The organism is Streptomyces sp. NPDC001599, assembly GCF_042893535.1.
GTDB lineage: Bacteria > Actinomycetota > Actinomycetes > Streptomycetales > Streptomycetaceae > Streptomyces.
Window position 1 is genome coordinate 140,836 of the sequence record NZ_JBIAVA010000009.1, and the last position, 16,793, is coordinate 157,628.

A 16,793-nucleotide genomic window follows, 5' to 3' on the forward strand; every position below is an offset into this window, starting at 1 on the left:
CTCTGCCGTCGCAGAGTTCACCGCTTCGAGCGACAGATATATGCATATCTTGGTGGATCGCCGCCCTTCACGGGTCCGGTGATGGCAGTCTGGCGGCGAAGCACCAGTCCGGGACCGTACTCGAACCATCCGCTCCGTGTCGGGTCGCGGTCCCGTGAGAAAGGGACGGCGTCGCCATGGCAGACCATCTGGAAGCATCCGTCACTCTGCCGAGCGATCCCGCCTCGGTGGCCGCCGCGCGGACCTACGTGGTGGGCACCCTGGCGGAGTGGGGACTGCCGGGCGACGCCGACCTGTCGGACACGGTGCGGCTCATCGTCTCCGAACTGGCGACCAACGCGGTCCAGCACACGTTCGGGCAGTCGCCCACCTTCACGGTGGACCTCGTCCTCGACCGCGACGAGCGGCTGCGCCTCGGCGTCACCGACAGCCATCCGCGCTTCCCCAAGCGTCTGCCCGCCGCCGTCCAGCAGGACAACGGCCGGGGCATGGTGATCATTCGCTGGCTGACCGCCGAGTGCGGCGGCAAGCTGAGAGTCAGGCCCACCCGCGAGGGTGGCAAGACCGTCTCCATCGAACTGCCCTGGACACCCCCGGGCGGACCGGTCGCGCCCGCGGGGGTGACGGCGGGACAGAACACCGCCACCCCCGCGGGCGGGCTACTTGACCCGGCCGTACCAGACGCTTGAGGTCCAGATCTTCTCCAGGCGCACCACGGCACCGGTCTTCGGCGCGTGCCAGATCCTGCCCTTCCCGGCGTAGATGCCGACGTGGTAGACGCTGCTGCCGGAGTGGAAGAACACCAGGTCTCCTGCCTTGCGGTTCCGCACGGAGACACGGCTGGTCCTGTTGTACTGCTGGGCCGCGGTGCGGGGCAGCTTCTTGCCGGCCTTCTTGAACGAGTACAGCGTCAGGCCGGAACAGTCGAACCGGTGAGGGCCGGTGGCACCCCAGCGGTACGGGGCGCCCTTCTTGGAGGCCGCGATCTTGAGGGCTTTCGTCGCATGGCTCGCCGCGGCCGCCTCGGAGGCGACACCGGGGACCACGACGGAGCCGCCCACGGCGGCGAGGGTGAGAGCCGAGGCCGTACCGGCACGGGCCATCAGCGACGGGACACGATTGAGCGCGGACATGCGCAACCCTTCGTCAGCCGCCTGTGAAGGATGACCTGTCGGATTCGGGCTGGCGAAGTTGCCCGGCCGCGGTGTGCGGCTTCACCCCAAGGATCGCCGGTACCGGTGCCTCGCGCGGAGGCGGCCGTGCCGGCGACCCGTCGTGCTCGGGTCCTCCACTCCTGCCGATCCACTTCCCTTGCGACCGGTCGTCCGGACGGCGGCAGGACTCGGCGTCCGCCCGGACCGCCCCGCCGCTGCGGCGGGGGCTTGTCGTCAGTCACGGATCTTGTCCCGCCCCGAGGGGAATTCCCAATGGAACGTGCCCTTTGTGTTGTTACGTGCCACTCGCCCGTTCGGGTCGACGCCCTCCTGTTCGAGGCGCCGCCGCGCGCGGTGACGGCCCCGGGACCAGCGGTGCAGTGGTGTGCGGCGGGGACGGAGCGCACGGGTGCCGCAACTTCGACCGGTCGCGAATCGGAGGTGTTCCTACGCCGAAAGGGGGTACGCCGTTTGGTCCGTTTCGGCCCGGGCCGATGCCTCGCGGTGTGAAGCGCCCGGAAGCGATGCGGGGTTCCTCAACTCTCGGAAGGCGGCGGGAGACCGACCCGCGCCGTCCGCCGCTCACCGTCGAGCACGCGCAGCGCCCGGGCCAGGGTGGCGTGCACCTCCGTCTCGCCCCGCCGGTGCATCAGCGTCAGCGCGTCACGCAACGCCGCCGCCTTGCCGACCAGCGCCTGGGCGGCCCGCAACCCGCGGTAGGTGTCGCCGTCCCGCCCGGGGTTGATGCGTCCGAGCAGGTCGACGACGTCCAGATAGCGGTCGATGACCTCGGCCTCGGCGCGGGTCAGTGCGGGCAGCGGGGGCAACTCGGGTGGCAGCACGGGCGGATCACCTCGCGCCGAACGAGGCGGGCGGGGTCCTGCGGCCCGGCACGATCCGGTCCGCCAGCCCGTACTCCAGCGCCTGCCGGGCGTCCAGGACCGTGTCCCGCTCGATGTCCGCGGTCACCTGCTGGGGAGTGCGGCCGGTGTGCCGTACGAGGATCTCCTCCAGTCGGGCGCGGATGCGGACCAGTTCCCCGGCCTGGACGGCCAGGTCGCTCGCCTGCCCCTGCACCGGTTCGGTGAGCGCCGGCTGGTGGAGCACCACCCGGGCGCCCGGCAGGACGGCGCGCTTGCCGGGGGTGCCCGCCGCCAGCAGCACCGCGGTGGACGAACCGGCCTGCCCGAGGCAGGTCGTGGCCACGTCGCAGGCGACGTAGCGCATCGTGTCGTAGATCGCGGTCATGGCGGTGAAGGAGCCGCCGGCCGAGTTGACGTAGAGCTCGATGTCCCGGTCCGGCGCCTGGTGCTCCAGGTACATGAACTGCGCCATCACGTCGTTCGCGGAGGTCTCGTCGACCGGTGTCCCGAGGAAGACGATGCGCTCCTGGAGCAGCTTGGAGTACGGGTCCAGCGTGCGGGCCCCCGCACTCGTGCGTTCGGTGAACTCCGGCAGGACATGGCGGGCGGACGGCCGGGTCATGACGAACCCCTCCTCGTGGCAGAGCCGACTTCGCAGAACCGATTTCGGCTGCGCTTGTCTCTGTAAAAAATGTACAGGACGTACGCTTGCTGAGAGTGGATTCGGGCGAAACCGTAAGCTGGGGTCATGGCCTACGAGATTCCGGTGACGCAAGCCAGGGCCGAGCTGGCCGACCTGATCAACCGGGTGGTGTACGGCGGGGAGCGCGTCGTCGTGACGCGGCACGGCAAGCCCCTCGTCGCCCTCGTCTCCGCCGCCGATCTCGAGCGGCTGGAGGAGGTCCAGGAATCCTCGGACGCCCAGGTGATCACCTCGGTCGCCGCGGTCCACGACACGGCCGCCGCCTCGACACCCCGCGAGCATCACCGCTTCGGCATCGCCGCGGAGCACCGGGGGCCGAACCCGTCCTAGGGCGGCCGGGTGTCCGGATGCGGGCATGCGGGCATGCGAGAAGTCACCGGCGGCATCGGTAATCAATCGGTCAAAACCGGGTGACGTGGCCGTAACACTCTAGCCCTAGTCTGCACCCCGATCCACCTGCGGTTTCTTCGACACCGGTGGGTGCATTCCGGCCCATTCATGTGTGTTACATCTAGAGCCGTCGCGGTGGCCGCGGCAGCCGGACCGTCCGGTCCTGGCGTGATGCCCTGTGAGGTGGTAAATGCAACTGACCCCGCACGAGCAGGAGAGACTGCTCATCCATGTGGCCGCGGACGTGGCGGAGAAGCGCCGCGCACGAGGTGTCAAGCTCAATCATCCCGAGGTCGTCGCGCTGATCACCGCACACGTCCTCGAAGGCGCCCGGGACGGGCGCAGCGTCGGCGAACTCATGTCCTCCGGACGCAAGCTGATCGAGCGCGACGAGGTCATGGAGGGCGTCCCCGAGATGATCCACGACGTGCAGGTCGAAGCCACCTTCCCCGACGGCACCAAGCTGGTCACCGTCCACGAACCGATCATCTGACGGGGAGACAGCCGTGATCCCCGGAGAGATCCTCTTCGCCGACGAGTCGGTCGCCTTCAACGAAGGCCGCGCAGTCATCCGCCTGACCGTGCTCAACACCGCCGACCGGCCCGTCCAGGTCGGTTCCCACTACCACTTCGCCGAGGCCAACCCCGGTCTCGAGTTCGACCGCGCCGCGGCGCACGGCAGGCGGCTGGACATCGCCGCCGGCACCGCCGTCCGGTTCGAGCCCGGCATCCCCGTCGACGTGCGGCTGATCCCCCTCGGGGGCGCCCGTGTCGTCGTCGGTCTGCGCGGCGCGACCGGAGGTGCCCTCGATGCCTGAACTGTCCCGCACCGCCTACGCCGACCTGTTCGGCCCGACCACCGGCGACCGTGTCCGCCTCGCCGACACCGACCTCTTCGTCGAGATCGAGGAGGACCGCTCCGGCGGTCCCGGCCGCTCCGGCGACGAAGCCGTCTTCGGCGGCGGCAAGGTGCTGCGCGAGTCCATGGGGCAGTCGCGCACCACCCGCGCCCAGGGCGCCCCCGACGCCGTGATCACCGGAGCCCTGATCATCGATCACTGGGGGATCGTCAAGGCCGACATCGGCATCCGCGACGGCCGCATCACCGGCATCGGCAAGTCCGGCAACCCGGACACCATGGACGGCGTCCACCCCGACCTGGTCATCGGCCCCGAGACCGAGATCGTCGCGGGCAACGGCAAGATCGTCACCGCGGGCGGCATCGACACCCACGTCCACTTCATCGCGCCGGGTGCCGTCGACGAGGCCCTGGCGTCCGGCGTCACCACCCTGATCGGGGGCGGCACCGGACCCGCCGAGGGCAGCAAGGCGACCACCGTCACGCCCGGCGCCTGGCACCTCGCGTGGATGTTCGCCGCCCTGGAGTCGAGCCCCGTCAACATCGGCTTCCTCGGCAAGGGCAGCACCATGTCGAAGGAGTCCATGCGCGACCAACTGCGGGCCGGCGTCCTCGGCTTCAAGATCCACGAGGACTGGGGCGCGACCCCCGCCGTCATCTCCGCCTGCCTGGACGTGTGCGAGGAGTCGGGCGTCCAGCTCGCCGTGCACTCCGACACCCTGAACGAGGCCGGCTTCGTCGGCGACACCTTCGACGCGGTCGCGGGCCGCACCCTGCACGCCTTCCACGTCGAGGGCGCCGGTGGCGGCCACGCACCTGACATGATCACGGCGGTATCGCTGCCCAACATGCTGCCGGCGTCCACCAATCCGACCCGGCCGCACACCGTCAACACCGTCGAGGAACACCTCGACATGCTGATGGTCTGCCACCACCTCAACCCGGCCGTCCCCGAGGACCTCGCCTTCGCCGAGTCCCGGATCCGGCCCAGCACCATCGCGGCCGAGGACATCCTGCACGACATGGGCGCGATCTCGATCATGTCGTCGGACGCCCAGGCCATGGGCCGCATCGGCGAGGTGATCCTGCGGACCTGGCAGACCGCGCACGTGATGAAGCGCAGGCGCGGCCTCCTGCCCGGCGACACCCGCGCGGACAACCTCCGTGCCCGTCGCTATGTCGCCAAGTACACCATCAACCCCGCCGTCGCCCAGGGCATCGAGCACGAGGTCGGCTCCGTCGAGGCCGGCAAGCTCGCCGACCTGGTGCTCTGGGACCCCCGCTTCTTCGGCGTGAAGCCGCAGCTCGTCATCAAGGGCGGTCAGATCGCGTACGCGCAGGTGGGTGATGCCAACGCCTCCATTCCCACGCCGCAGCCGGTGCTGCCGCGCCCGATGTTCGGGGCGCTCGGAACCGCTCCCGCCACCAACTCGGTGAACTTCGTCTCCGAGCAGGCCGTCGAGGACGGGCTGGCGGAACGGCTGGGGCTCGGGCGGGCGTTCGTGCCCATCCGGTCCACGCGTGGCCGGACCAAGGCCGACATGCGGCAGAACGACGCGCTGCCCCGCGTGGAGGTCGCCGCGGACTCCTTCGCGGTGACCATCGACGGCGAACTCGTCGAACCCGCTCCCGTCGCCGAACTGCCGCTGGCACAGCGGTACTTCCTCTTCTGAGCGCGGAGATGAGCCGCGCAGCACTGCTCGTCCTCGCGGACGGCCGCTTCCCCGCCGGAGGGCACGCCCACTCCGGCGGGGCGGAGGCCGCCGTCCGGGCGGGACGTATCACGGACGCCGCGAGCCTGGAGGCGTTCTGCCGGGGGCGCCTGCACACGAGCGGGGTCGTCGCGGCGTGCGTCGCCGCGGCCTCCGCCCTCGGCGCCGATCCCGGGGCACTCGACCGGGCCGCCGACGCCCGCACCCCGTCGCCCGCTCTGCGGGTGGTGGCGCGCAGACTGGGGCGGCAGTTGATGCGGGCCGCCCGGGCGACCTGGCCGAGCCCTGAACTCGACGCCCTGGCCTCGCTGTTCCCCAAGGGAGCGCATCAGCCCGTCGTGCTCGGGCTCGCCGCGCGCGCGGCCGGGCTCGGCGCGCTCGACGCGGCGTACTGCTCCCTCTACGAGGGGGTGAGCGGACCCGCGACGGCCGTCGTGCGGCTGCTCGGTCTCGATCCGTTCGACGCGACGGGGGTGCTGGCGCGGCTCGCGGGTGAGCTCGACCGGGTCGCCGCGGACGCCGTGGAGGTGGCGGAGCGGGTGATGGCCGAAGGGGTTGGCGTGCTGCCCGCGCGGTCGGCGCCCTTGCTGGAGATCGGGGCGGAGGCGCATGCCGCCTGGGCTGTGCGGTTGTTCGCCTCCTAGGTGGGTTCGCCCCCGCCGCCCCTTCCCGTCCCGAACCCAGGGGCTGTGCCCCTTCGACCCCGCCAGGGGGCTGTGCCTCCTGGCCCCCCCTTCGGCCTGAACGGCCTCGTCCGCAAGCGCCGGACGGGCTGAGGGGGCCGATCCCAGTTTTCATAGGAGCTGTTTCGTGCATCTCGATCATCACCTCGAATCTCCCGCCGCCGTCTCCGCCGACGCCCGGCGCCCCGACGGGACTCGTCGCGCGCTGCGGATCGGGCTCGGTGGGCCCGTCGGGTCGGGGAAGACCGCCACTGTCGCCGCGCTGTGCCGGGCGTTGCGGGAGGAACTGTCCCTCGCCGTGGTGACCAACGACATCTACACCCGGGAGGACGCCGAGTTCCTGCTCCGCGAGGCGGTGCTGCCGCCCGAGCGGATCACTGCCGTGGAGACCGGCGCCTGCCCGCACACCGCGATCCGGGACGACATCTCCGCCAACCTGGAGGCCGTCGAGGACCTGGAGGACGAGGTCGGTCCGCTCGACCTGATCCTCGTGGAGTCCGGTGGGGACAATCTCACCGCCACCTTCTCCAGGGGACTCGTCGACGCGCAGGTGTTCGTGATCGACGTGGCGGGCGGCGACGACATCCCGCGCAAGGGCGGGCCCGGAGTCGCCACCGCCGACCTGCTCATCGTCAACAAGACCGACCTCGCGCCGTACGTGGGCTCCGACCTCGCGCGCATGGCCGCCGACGCCAAGGCGGTGCGCGGTGAACTGCCCGTCGTCCTGCAGTCGCTGCGCGGCGAGGACGGGGTGCGGGCGGTCGCCGACTGGGTGCGGGAGCGGATCGCCGCGTGGACCGCGTGACCACCGCCACGGGCGGTGTCCGGGCCAGCGCCCGCGTCCTCGCCCGCGGTGACGGGCGCGGAGGCACCGTGCTGCCCGTCCTGGAGGGCGAGGGCCCCCTCGCCGTGCGGCGGACCCGGGGGAGCGGGGCCGAGGCCCGGGTGATGCTGGTCGGCGCGATGAGCGGACCGCTCGGCGGCGACCACTTCGAGGTCGGGGTCCACGCCGCGGACGGCGCCCGGTTGCGGGTCGGCTCGGCGGCCGCCACCCTCGCCCTGCCGGGGCAGGACAAGGCCGGGGCCCGCTACGACGTCCGGCTCACCGTCGACGAGGACGCGGAACTGCACTGGCTCCCGGAGCAGTTGATCTCCGCGGGCGGCAGCGATCTCACCGTCACCACGTCCGTCGACCTCGCGGCGGGGGCGCGGCTGCTGCTGCGCGAGGAGCAGGTGCTCGGGCGGGCCGGAGAGGAACCGGGGCGCCTGACCAGCCGTCTCGCCCTGCGGATCGACGGGCGGTGCGTCCTCGACCAGGAGATGGCGTGCGGGCCCGGTGCGCCGGGCGGCTGGGACGGACCGGCCGGGCTGGCGGGGCACCGTGCGGTCGGCCAGCTGGTCGTCGTCCGGCCCGGCTTCGCCGCCGAGCCGCCGGCGGCGCGCGTGTTCGAGGAGGGCGCGGCCGTCATGCCGCTCGCGGGGCCCGCGGCGCTGGTGACCGCCGTGGCGCCGGACGCGCTCCGGCTGCGGGCGCTGCTGGACGGGGCGCTGGCCTCGCTGGACTGAGTCTGCGCCGACGGGCCGGCCGACGGCTCCGCCGATCGAACGCCCTTCTCCGTTTATCGGATTGGCAAAGAAGTAGAACTGGCCCTGTTCTCAGGAAACCCACAGCGGCGAGGATCCCCGTACTTGTCGCGAACACGTACGGGGAGGGCCACTTGAGGAAGAGCAGCATACGGCGGAGGGCGACCGCGTTCGGCACGGCCGGAGCGCTGGTCACCGCCACGCTGATAGCCGGCGCCGTCTCGGCACCCGCCGCGAGCGCCACCCCGGCCGACGGCCACGGGCACGGGCGGGGCTGGGACCGGGAGGCGCGCGGTGCCGCCATCGCCGCCGCCCGCGCCGCCCGGGCGGGCATCGACTGGGAGGACTGCGCCGCCGACTGGAACCTGCCCAAGCCCATCCAGTGCGGCTACGTCACGGTGCCGATGGACTACGCCAAGCCGTACGGCAAGCAGATCAAGCTCGCCGTCGACCGCATCGGCAACACCGGCACCAGGAGCGAGCGCCAGGGCGCGCTCCTCTACAACCCCGGCGGCCCCGGCGGCTCCGGCCTGCGCTTCCCCGCCCGCGTCACCAGCAAGAGCGCGGTGTGGGCCAACACGGCCAAGGCCTACGACTTCGTCGGCTTCGACCCGCGCGGCGTCGGCCACTCCGCGCCCATCTCCTGCGTCGACCCGCAGGAGTTCGTCAAGGCGCCCAAGGCCGACCCCGTGCCCGGCTCCGAGGCCGACAAGCGCGCCCAGCGCAAGCTGGCCCGCGAGTACGCCGAGGGCTGCTTCGAGCGCAGCGGCGAGATGCTCCCGCACATGACCACGCCGAACACCGCGCGCGACCTCGACGTCATCCGCGCCGCCCTCGGCGAGAAGAAGCTCAACTACCTCGGCGTCTCCTACGGCACCTACCTCGGCGCCGTCTACGGCACCCTCTTCCCGGACCACGTCCGCCGCATGGTCGTCGACAGCGTCGTCAACCCGTCCCGCGACAAGATCTGGTACCAGGCCAACCTGGACCAGGACGTCGCCTTCGAGGGCCGCTGGAAGGACTGGCAGGACTGGGTCGCCGCCAACGACGCCGCCTACCACCTCGGCGACACCCGCGCCGAGGTCCAGGACCAGTGGCTGAAGCTGCGCGCCAGGGCCGCGAAGGAGCCGCTGGGCGGCGTCGTCGGACCGGCCGAGCTGATCTCCTTCTTCCAGAGCGCCCCGTACTACGACTCCGCCTGGGCGCCGACCGCGGAGATCTTCAGCAAGTACGTCGCCGGTGACACCCAGGCGCTGGTCGACGCCGCCGCACCCGACCCGTCCGACACCGCGGGCAACGCCTCCGCGGAGAACGGCAACGCCGTCTACACGGCCGTCGAGTGCACCGACGCCAAGTGGCCCACCAACTGGCGCACCTGGGACCGGGACAACACCCGGCTCCACCGCGACCACCCGTTCATGACCTGGGCCAACGCCTGGATGAACCTGCCCTGCGCCACCTGGCCGGTCAAGCAGCAGACCCCGCTGAACGTGAAGACCGGCAAGGGGCTTCCGCCGGTGCTGATCGTCCAGTCCGAGCGTGACGCCGCCACCCCGTACGAGGGCGCCGTCGAACTGCACCAGCGGTTCAAGGGATCCCGGCTCATCACCGAGCGGGACGCCGGCTCGCACGGCGTCACCGGACTGGTCAACCCGTGCATCAACGACCGCGTGGACACCTACCTGCTCACCGGCAAGGTGGACGCCCGCGACGTGACCTGCGCGCCGCACGCCACGCCCAAGCCGTAACCCGACGGGCGGACACGAAGGGAGGGGGCGGCCGGTCCGACCGGTCGCCCCCTCCCCGTGTCGCTACCGCCCGTCGGCCCAGGCGTCCTCCGCCGCGTAGTCGAAGAGGTCGCCGTACGCCTTGAACATCTTCGGGTAGGCCTCCCGCCAGTCCCGCCCGGCCAGCCGCTCCTCGATGAAGGCCACCGTCTCCGGCAGGGCGTCGGCGTACCCGGCCACCGGGCGATAGCCCAGCTGCTCCCGGGCCGCGGCCATGTCGCACACCACCGGCGCGGGCACCGTCCACGGGGTGTCGCCCACGCCGTTCACCGGCGGGCCGTCCAGCAGGACGTCCTCGGTCTCGACGCCCATCACCGCGTCGATGGCCGCCGCGATCTCCGCCACCGTCGGGGCGTCCGGGTCCACCGCGTTCAGGACGCGCGTGCCCGGTCGCGGGGCGGCCAGCCGGACCAGCTCGGCGATGTTGCGCACGCCCGCCGGGTGGAAGCGGCTCGAACCGCCGTACGCGAGCACGCGTCGGCGCCTGCCGTCGAGGTTGCGCTTGACGAAGTACAGCTCGCGCGGAGTCCGGCAGTACGGGCCGTGGATCGCGCCCGCCCGCAGCAGTGTCACCGGCAACCGGTCGCCCGCCGCGAGGAGTTCCCGCTCCAGCGCCGCCTTGCCGGTGCTGTACGAGCCGTCGCCCGGGCCGACGGTGCGCTGCGCCTCCGTGATCGGCACCGGGTACGCGGGGAAGCCGTCGGGCTCGGCCTGGGTGTCGAAGTTGCGGCCCCTGTCGTCCTCGTAGACCGAGACGCTGGAGATCACCACCGCCGAGCCGACCCGCCCGGCGAGCGAGACCAACTGCCGCGCCTCCCGCTCCCCGTAGGCCACCATGTCCACCAGGACGTCGCAGCCCTCGCCCACCGCCGCCGACAGCGCCGCGTCGTTCTCCCGGTCGGCGCGGGCCACCCGTACGTCCTCGGGCCACCGCGCGTCCCGGTCGCCGCCCCGCGAGACGGCCGTCACCTCCCAGCCGTCCCGGGCCAGCGCGTCGACCGCCGCCCGCCCGATCTGTCCCGTCGCCCCGATCACCACTGCACGTGTCATACGGCGACGGTAGGCGCCAGGCCCCCCGCCGAGCACGCCCTTCTGCCGACGGCAGACGGGGGGCGTGCCGGCTAGCGGTGCGGCAGCCGGGGGAACTTCCGGCCCTGCGCCGCCTTCTGGGCCTCCTCGGCCTTCACGTCCGCCGCGTACCGGTCGACGTACTCCTGACCGGACAGGGACAGGATCGCGTAGACGATCTCGTCGGTGACGGCGCGCAGCACGGCCTTCTCGCCCTCCATGCCCGCGTAGCGGGAGAAGTCGAGGGGTTCGCCGAAGCGGATGACCACCGGGTGCAGCTTCGGGATCTTCCGGCCCGGCGGCTGCGCCTCGAAGGTGCCGATCATCGCGCAGGGCACGACCGGCACACCGGCCCTGAGCGCCATCACCGCGACACCGACCTTGCCCTTGTACAGCCGGCCGTCGTGCGAGCGGGTGCCCTCCGGATAGATGCCGAGCAGCTCGCCCCTGCCCAGCACGCCGAGCCCCTCGCGGATCGCGGCCTGCCCCGCCTCCTTGCCCGAGCGGTCCACGGGGATCTGCCCCGCGCTGCGGAAGAAGAACGCGGTCAGCCTGCCCTTGAGGCCCGGCCCGGTGAAGTACTCGGCCTTGGCCAGGAAGGTGATGCGGCGCTTGAGCACCGCGGGCATGAGGAAGTGGTCCGAGAAGGAGAGGTGGTTGCCGGCGACGATGGCGGCTCCCGACCCCGGCACATGGTCGAGCCCCTCGATCCGGGGGCGGAAGACGACCCTCAGCAGCGGGCCCAGCAGTACGTACTTGAGCACGTAGTAGAACACGGTGTGTCTCCCAGTTCTCCGGGCTCCCGGCCGGTCGTCCGCGGCCGGTGATCGATCGTAGCCCGACCTCGCCGAAACCGGCCGGGACCGGTTCGGCCGCTCTTCGGTCAACTCGATTGACGCGGCACCGCCCCTCCTCTGTGCTGTCCGGTAGTGGAGGCGCGAAGCCCGGGCGGCGCACGGCCCGCGGCGGGGTCGCGACCGGGGGAGGACGGATGACCGGTGGATCGGCACGGGCGGCCGGACCTGCACGGGCGGCAGGACCGGCGGGGGCGGCAGGACCGGCGGGGGCGGCCGGGGCTCCGTGGGCCGAGTTCGGGCGGCAGTTGCGCTCCCTGCGCAGGGCGGCCGGGCTCACCCAGCTGCAACTCGGCCTGCGCGTGGGCTACCACCACTCCGCCGTGAGCAAACTGGAGGCGGGCCTGCGCGAACCGCCCGTGGGGCTGGTGCGAAGACTCGACGCGGTGCTGGAGACGGGCGGCGAGCTGGCCGCGACCGTCGCCGCGCCGCGCGAGGTGCCGCGGAGACCGGGCCGCTTCCCGGCCGACCCGGCGCTGTTCGCGCCGCTGCCCGGCGCGGACGCCCCCGCGGGGCAGGGGGCGCCGGATCCCCGGATGTGGCCCGCGCGGCTGCCCGCCGAGGGGCTGGCCTGCCCGCTGCACGGCACCGCGGGGTGCGCGGTGCCCGATCCCGGTGAGTTGCCGGCGCTGCTCGACGGGCCGGTTGCGGCGGGCGGTCCGGCCCCGTCGTGGGGCACCGGCACCGGAGCGGCGGTCGCCGAGGCGGAGTTGCTGCACGGCCTCACCGCGGTACTGGCCTGCCTGATCCGGGAGGCGTTCCGGTACGAGGGCCGCGTGACGGCCGTCGAAGGGCTGCTGCGGGCCCTGGCGCGCTGGGCGGGCGAGGTCAACGCCGCCGGGCGGCTGCCGTACGGGCAGTTGCGGCTCGGCGCGCAGTACGCCCAGGTCGCCGGCCGGCTGCGGATGGAGCGCGGGCAGATCGGCGTGGCCATGGCCTGGTTCGGCCACGGACTGCGCTGGGCGGACGCGGTCCAGGACGCCTCGGCCCGCGCGACCCTGCTCAGCGACATGTGCACCCTGGTCCGGCTCGACGGGGACCCCTCCCTGATGCTCGGGTACGCGCAGGGCATCGGCGCGGCGGACGCGCGACGCCGGTGGATGGCCACCCTCTCGGACCTCTACCAGGCGCGCGGCCACGCCCTGGCGGGCGACCCGGCGGCGTGCCGTCGGCACATCTCCCTGGCCCGGCGGGGGTTCGCCCGCCTCGGTCCGCAGGACCACCTGGAAGCGCCCTGGATGGCCGGGGCCGAGGGCGCGATGCGGGTGGACTCGGCGATCGGCGGCGCGCTGCGCGACCTGGCCGTCGCGACCGGGGACCGGGCGGCGGCCCGACGCGCGGTCGACGCCACCGCACGCTCGCGCGCACAGGTGCCGCCCCAGATGCGCGGTGCCCGGCTGCTGCTCACCCTGCGGCTGGCGGACAGCTGGGCGTGTGCGGGCGATCCCGGCGCCGCCGTCGCCCTCGCCTCGGAGGTTCTGCCGGAGGCGGTGCGCTCGCGCGAGTCGATGGTCACCGCCGAACTGCGCGGTCTGCACAGCAGGCTTGAGGGGCAGTGGGCCGACCTGCCGGAGGTCAGGGCCTACCGGGAGCGGCTGCTGGACGCGGGGGAGTGAGGCGGGGGAGGGCTCCGGACGCGCACGGGGCAGCGAGGCACGCGGCAGCTCTGCGACGCGCACACGGACTTGCCGGATTTTGACAGGTCTGGACCAAGCTCGCGGAGTCGTTGATTCCGGTGCGGCGGGGTGTGAGGGTTCCGCCAGTCCGCGACATGACATGCAAATGACACCCGAACGTCCGACGGACGCGTCTCCGCACCCCAGGCTGCGCGTCCGGCACGGCGTGGCGCGGGCCGGCCCGCAAGGAGCCCCACTCTCACAAGGAGCCACGATGCTCAGACAGACCGCGGTGGCCGGGACAGTCCTGGCCATGACACTCGCAGGGGTGGTGGTACCGACCTCCCTCGCCTCGGCCTCGGAGCGGTCCGCGCCCTCCGCGGCGGAACCCAGCCCCGTCGAGAGGGCCGTCGCCGCGGCCGACCGGGCCGTACGCAGCGGCCTGGACGCCCTCGTCGCCGGCGGCCCCGACGAGCAGTACGACCGCCACCAGGTCACCCCCTGGGACAAGAACCTGTTCTCCGTCGCCTACGAGCGCTCCTACAACGGCCTGCCGGTGGTCGGCGGCGACGCCGTCGTCCTCGCCGACGGCAAGGGCAGGGTCCGCGCCGTCCGGTCCGCCACCGAGGCCGCGATAGCAGTACCCACCGAGGCCGGGATCAGGGCCGAGCAGGCGGTGAAGACCAGCCGCGAACGGCTCGCGAACGTCGACAAGGTCGACTCCAAGCGCCTGGTGGTCCGCGTCAAGGACGACGTCCAGACGCTCGCCTGGGAGACCGTGCTCGTCGGCACCACCAAGGACCATGTGCCGAGCAAGCTGCACGTCTTCGTCGACGCCCGCACCGGCAAGGTCGTCGACAGCTACGACGACGTGAAGGCCGGCACCGGCCACAGCGAGTGGAACGGCCCCGACCCGCTGACCATCGACACCTCCCGCTCCGGCAGCCAGTACGCCCTGCGCGACACCACCCGCCCCGGCCTGCAGTGCTCGGACTACAACGGCGGCCTCTTCACCGGCCCGGACGACGACTGGGGCACCGGCAACGCCTCCAGCAAGGAGACCGGCTGCGTCGACGTCATGTACGCGGCGCAGAAGGAGTCGGACATGCTCCGCGACTGGCTCGGACGCAACGGCCACAACGGCAACGGCGGCAGCTGGCCGGTCCTCGTCGGCCTCAACCAGCTCAACGCCTACTGGGACGGCTCCCGCGTCACCATCGGCCACAACAGCGCCAACAAGTGGATCGCCGGCATGGACGTGGTGGGCCACGAGTTCGGCCACGGCCTCGACAGCTTCACCCCCGGCGGCGCCAACCACGAGAGCGGCCTGGGCGAGGCCACCGGCGACATCATGGGCGCCCTGACCGAGGCCTACGCGAACCAGCCGGCCCCGTACGACACCCCCGACTTCACCGTCGGCGAGGAGATCGACCTCCAGGGTCGCGGCCCGATCCGCAACATGTACAACCCACAGCTGGTCAACAACGACCCCAACTGCTACTCCTCCGCCATCCCGAGGACCGAGGAGCACGCGGCCGCCGGACCCATGAACCACTGGTTCTACCTCCTGGCCGAGGGCTCCGACCCCGGCGGCGGCAAGCCCTCCAGCCCCACCTGCGACGGCAGCCGGGTGACCGGTATCGGCATCCAGAACGCCGGAAAGATCTTCTACGGCGGGATGCTGCTCAAGACCAGCGGCATGACCTACAAGCGGTACCGCTCCGCCACCCTCACCGCGGCCAAGAACCTGGACGCCTCCTGCGACCTGTTCGACGCCACCAGGGCGGCCTGGAACGCGATCGACATCCCGGCCCAGGGCGGCGACCCGACCTGCACCCGGCAGGAGACCGACTTCTCGCTGGCCCTCAGCCCGGCGAGCGGCAACGTCGAGGCCGGATCCGCGGTGAACGCCACGGTCAACACCACCACCGTCACCGGCAGCGCCCAGCAGGTGTCGCTGACCGCCACCGGCACCCCGCCCGGCGTCAGCGTCTCCTTCAGCCCGTCGACGGTCACCTCCGGCTCCAGCTCGACGATGCGCGTGTCCACCACGGCAGGCACCGCCGCCGGAACCTACTCGCTCACGGTCAAGGGCACGGCGGGCAGCAAGAGCCACACCGCCCAGTACACCCTCACCGTCGGCGGCGGCAACAACCCCGGCACGCCGCCCGACGTCGACGTCGCCCAGGTGCAGGCCCACCTGGCGCAGTTCGGCTCGATCGCCGCGCAGAACGGCGGCAACCGCCGGTCCACCGGCTCCGGGTACGACGCCTCGCTCGCGTACGTGAAGGGCAAGCTCCAGGCGGCCGGCTACACGGTCACCGAGCAGACCTGCACCTCCGGCTGCTCCGCCGGCGCGGGCAACAACCTGATCGCCGAGTGGCCGAAGGGCGACGCGAACAGCGTCTACATGTTCGGCGCCCACCTCGACGGCGTCTCGGCAGGACCCGGCATCAACGACAACGGCTCCGGTTCCGCCGCGCTCCTCGAGACGGCGCTGACCCTGGCCGAGCAGAACCCGACCATGGAGAACCGCGTCCGCTTCGCCTGGTGGACCGACGAGGAGCAGGGTCTGAACGGCTCCGACTTCTACGCCCGGAACCTCTCCACGACCGACCGCTCCCGGATCAAGGCGTACTACAACTTCGACATGGTCGCCTCCGTCAACGGCGGCTACTTCATCAACAACCTGACCTCCTCGGCCTCCGCCCCGATGCGGGAGTACTGGACCTCCGTCGGCCTCGCCCCCCAGGAGAACGTCGAGGGCCAGGGCCGCTCCGACGACTACTCCTTCCAGCAGGTCGGCATCCCGACCTCCGGCTACGCCACCGGCGCCTCCGCGATCAAGTCGTCGACGGAGGCCGCCAAGTGGGGCGGCACCGCGGGCCGGTCCTACGACCCGTGCTACCACTCCGCCTGCGACACCACCGCCAACATCAGCGCCACCGCGCTGAACCGCAGCGCCGACGGCATCGCGTACACGGTCTGGAAGACCGCCGTCGGGGACACACCGAACCCGCAGGACGACTTCTCGATCTCCGCGAACCCGTCCTCGGGCACCGTCGACCCGGGCAGCTCCGCGTCCGTCACCGTGAACACCGCCACGACCGGCGGCGACGCCCAGAACGTACGGCTGTCGGCGTCCGGCGCGCCGACCGGTGTGAGCGTGGGCTTCAGCCCGGACTCCGTCACCTCCGGCCAGTCCTCGACCGCCACGGTCCAGGTCGCCGCGGGCACGGCCGGCGGCACCTACACCCTGACCTTCACGGGTGCGGGCACCGTCACCCACACCACCACGTACACCCTCACCGTGTCCGGCGACGGCGGCGGTGAGACCACCTGGCAGCTGGGAGCCACCTACGCGGCCGGTGACGTGGTGAGCTACGACGGCGTCAGCTACCGGTGCATCCAGGGCCACACCGCCTACCCCGGCTGGGAGCCGCCGAACGTCCCCGCCCTGTGGCAGCGCCTGTGACACGCGGCTGAGAAGAACGCTCCGGCACTGACACGCCGACGGGCG

General features: G+C 72.4%; 16 protein-coding genes and 1 riboswitch. Of the genes, 11 read left to right on the forward strand and 5 right to left on the reverse strand.

Going from position 1 to position 16,793, the window contains the following annotated elements:
* Nucleotides 1–176: 176 nt before the first annotated feature.
* Entirely contained in the window at nt 177–689 is a 513-nt protein-coding gene (locus tag ACFYZ3_RS23350) for an ATP-binding protein (protein WP_388520933.1), read from the forward strand.
* Here ACFYZ3_RS23350 and ACFYZ3_RS23355 read toward each other — a convergent pair.
* The 3 genes from ACFYZ3_RS23355 to ACFYZ3_RS23365 all read right to left on the reverse strand — a co-directional run bounded on the left by ACFYZ3_RS23355 (nt 660) and on the right by ACFYZ3_RS23365 (nt 2,639).
* The gene (locus tag ACFYZ3_RS23355; RefSeq protein WP_356868080.1) at nt 660–1,133 is read right to left on the reverse strand and encodes a C40 family peptidase; all 474 of its coding nucleotides are present in this window, start codon (nt 1,131–1,133) and stop codon (nt 660–662) included. The two genes, ACFYZ3_RS23350 and ACFYZ3_RS23355, sit on opposite strands and share 30 nt — an antisense overlap.
* Nucleotides 1,134–1,136: 3 nt before the next feature.
* Nucleotides 1,137–1,278, reverse strand: a riboswitch (cyclic di-AMP (ydaO/yuaA leader).
* Nucleotides 1,279–1,690: 412 nt separating this feature from the next.
* Entirely contained in the window at nt 1,691–1,996 is a 306-nt protein-coding gene (locus ACFYZ3_RS23360) for a hypothetical protein (RefSeq protein ID WP_388520936.1), read from the reverse strand.
* A gap of 7 nt (nt 1,997–2,003) precedes the next feature.
* Nucleotides 2,004–2,639, reverse strand: a complete 636-nt coding sequence (locus ACFYZ3_RS23365; protein WP_388520939.1) for an ATP-dependent Clp protease proteolytic subunit — start codon at nt 2,637–2,639, stop codon at nt 2,004–2,006.
* Between the two features lie 126 nt (nt 2,640–2,765).
* Between ACFYZ3_RS23365 and ACFYZ3_RS23370 the strand changes: the two genes are divergently transcribed.
* From ACFYZ3_RS23370 to ACFYZ3_RS23405, 8 genes are all read left to right on the forward strand, one after another.
* Nucleotides 2,766–3,050 (forward strand): type II toxin-antitoxin system Phd/YefM family antitoxin, encoded by a 285-nt coding sequence (locus ACFYZ3_RS23370; protein ID WP_388520942.1) that lies wholly within the window; start codon nt 2,766–2,768, stop codon nt 3,048–3,050.
* 250 nt (nt 3,051–3,300) lie between these two features.
* Nucleotides 3,301–3,603 (forward strand): urease subunit gamma, encoded by a 303-nt coding sequence (locus tag ACFYZ3_RS23375; RefSeq protein WP_388520945.1) that lies wholly within the window; start codon nt 3,301–3,303, stop codon nt 3,601–3,603.
* A 13-nt stretch (nt 3,604–3,616) separates the two neighbouring features.
* Nucleotides 3,617–3,928, forward strand: a complete 312-nt coding sequence (locus ACFYZ3_RS23380; RefSeq protein ID WP_388520948.1) for an urease subunit beta — start codon at nt 3,617–3,619, stop codon at nt 3,926–3,928.
* Nucleotides 3,921–5,642: an urease subunit alpha gene (locus tag ACFYZ3_RS23385; RefSeq protein ID WP_388520950.1), complete on the forward strand. Its 1,722-nt coding sequence runs from the start codon at nt 3,921–3,923 to the stop codon at nt 5,640–5,642. Before ACFYZ3_RS23380 ends, ACFYZ3_RS23385 begins: the two co-directional genes overlap by 8 nt.
* Before the next feature lie 8 nt (nt 5,643–5,650).
* Nucleotides 5,651–6,325 (forward strand): urease accessory protein UreF, encoded by a 675-nt coding sequence (locus ACFYZ3_RS23390; RefSeq protein WP_388520953.1) that lies wholly within the window; start codon nt 5,651–5,653, stop codon nt 6,323–6,325.
* Between the two features lie 166 nt (nt 6,326–6,491).
* On the forward strand, nt 6,492–7,169 hold the full coding sequence (gene ureG, locus ACFYZ3_RS23395; protein WP_388520956.1) for an urease accessory protein UreG: 678 nt from the start codon (nt 6,492–6,494) through the stop codon (nt 7,167–7,169).
* Entirely contained in the window at nt 7,166–7,930 is a 765-nt protein-coding gene (locus ACFYZ3_RS23400) for an urease accessory protein UreD (protein ID WP_388520959.1), read from the forward strand. Before ureG ends, ACFYZ3_RS23400 begins: the two co-directional genes overlap by 4 nt.
* Before the next feature lie 152 nt (nt 7,931–8,082).
* Nucleotides 8,083–9,696: an alpha/beta hydrolase gene (locus tag ACFYZ3_RS23405; RefSeq protein ID WP_388520962.1), complete on the forward strand. Its 1,614-nt coding sequence runs from the start codon at nt 8,083–8,085 to the stop codon at nt 9,694–9,696.
* Between the two features lie 63 nt (nt 9,697–9,759).
* Here the strand turns inward: ACFYZ3_RS23405 and ACFYZ3_RS23410 are convergent, their stop codons facing one another.
* Together ACFYZ3_RS23410 and ACFYZ3_RS23415 are read right to left on the reverse strand one after the other, a co-directional pair.
* The gene (locus ACFYZ3_RS23410; RefSeq protein WP_388520965.1) at nt 9,760–10,785 is read right to left on the reverse strand and encodes an NAD-dependent epimerase/dehydratase family protein; all 1,026 of its coding nucleotides are present in this window, start codon (nt 10,783–10,785) and stop codon (nt 9,760–9,762) included.
* A 71-nt stretch (nt 10,786–10,856) separates the two neighbouring features.
* Nucleotides 10,857–11,579 carry a 1-acyl-sn-glycerol-3-phosphate acyltransferase gene (locus ACFYZ3_RS23415; protein ID WP_115740920.1) on the reverse strand — a complete coding sequence of 241 codons (723 nt, stop codon included), beginning with the start codon at nt 11,577–11,579 and terminating at the stop codon, nt 10,857–10,859.
* A 215-nt stretch (nt 11,580–11,794) separates the two neighbouring features.
* On the opposite strand from ACFYZ3_RS23415, the gene ACFYZ3_RS23420 reads away from it, so the two are divergent.
* The gene (locus ACFYZ3_RS23420) at nt 11,795–13,273 is read left to right on the forward strand and encodes a helix-turn-helix domain-containing protein (protein ID WP_388520967.1); all 1,479 of its coding nucleotides are present in this window, start codon (nt 11,795–11,797) and stop codon (nt 13,271–13,273) included.
* 274 nt (nt 13,274–13,547) lie between these two features.
* Nucleotides 13,548–16,748, forward strand: coding sequence for a M28 family peptidase (locus tag ACFYZ3_RS23425; RefSeq protein WP_388520969.1), 3,201 nt, complete (start codon nt 13,548–13,550; stop codon nt 16,746–16,748).
* Nucleotides 16,749–16,793 lie beyond the last annotated feature (45 nt).

Bases quoted from the DNA above. Each gene is read 5' to 3' on its own strand.
- ACFYZ3_RS23350 (WP_388520933.1), top strand. From the start codon at position 177: ATGGCAGACCATCTGGAAGCATCCGTCACTCTGCCGAGCGATCCCGCC.
- ACFYZ3_RS23355 (WP_356868080.1), bottom strand. From the start codon at position 1,133: ATGTCCGCGCTCAATCGTGTCCCGTCGCTGATGGCCCGTGCCGGTACG.
- ACFYZ3_RS23365 (WP_388520939.1), bottom strand. From the start codon at position 2,639: ATGACCCGGCCGTCCGCCCGCCATGTCCTGCCGGAGTTCACCGAACGC.
- ACFYZ3_RS23370 (WP_388520942.1), top strand. From the start codon at position 2,766: ATGGCCTACGAGATTCCGGTGACGCAAGCCAGGGCCGAGCTGGCCGAC.
- ACFYZ3_RS23375 (WP_388520945.1), top strand. From the start codon at position 3,301: ATGCAACTGACCCCGCACGAGCAGGAGAGACTGCTCATCCATGTGGCC.
- ACFYZ3_RS23385 (WP_388520950.1), top strand. From the start codon at position 3,921: ATGCCTGAACTGTCCCGCACCGCCTACGCCGACCTGTTCGGCCCGACC.
- ACFYZ3_RS23390 (WP_388520953.1), top strand. From the start codon at position 5,651: ATGAGCCGCGCAGCACTGCTCGTCCTCGCGGACGGCCGCTTCCCCGCC.
- ACFYZ3_RS23410 (WP_388520965.1), bottom strand. From the start codon at position 10,785: ATGACACGTGCAGTGGTGATCGGGGCGACGGGACAGATCGGGCGGGCG.
- ACFYZ3_RS23420 (WP_388520967.1), top strand. From the start codon at position 11,795: ATGACCGGTGGATCGGCACGGGCGGCCGGACCTGCACGGGCGGCAGGA.
- ACFYZ3_RS23425 (WP_388520969.1), top strand. From the start codon at position 13,548: ATGCTCAGACAGACCGCGGTGGCCGGGACAGTCCTGGCCATGACACTC.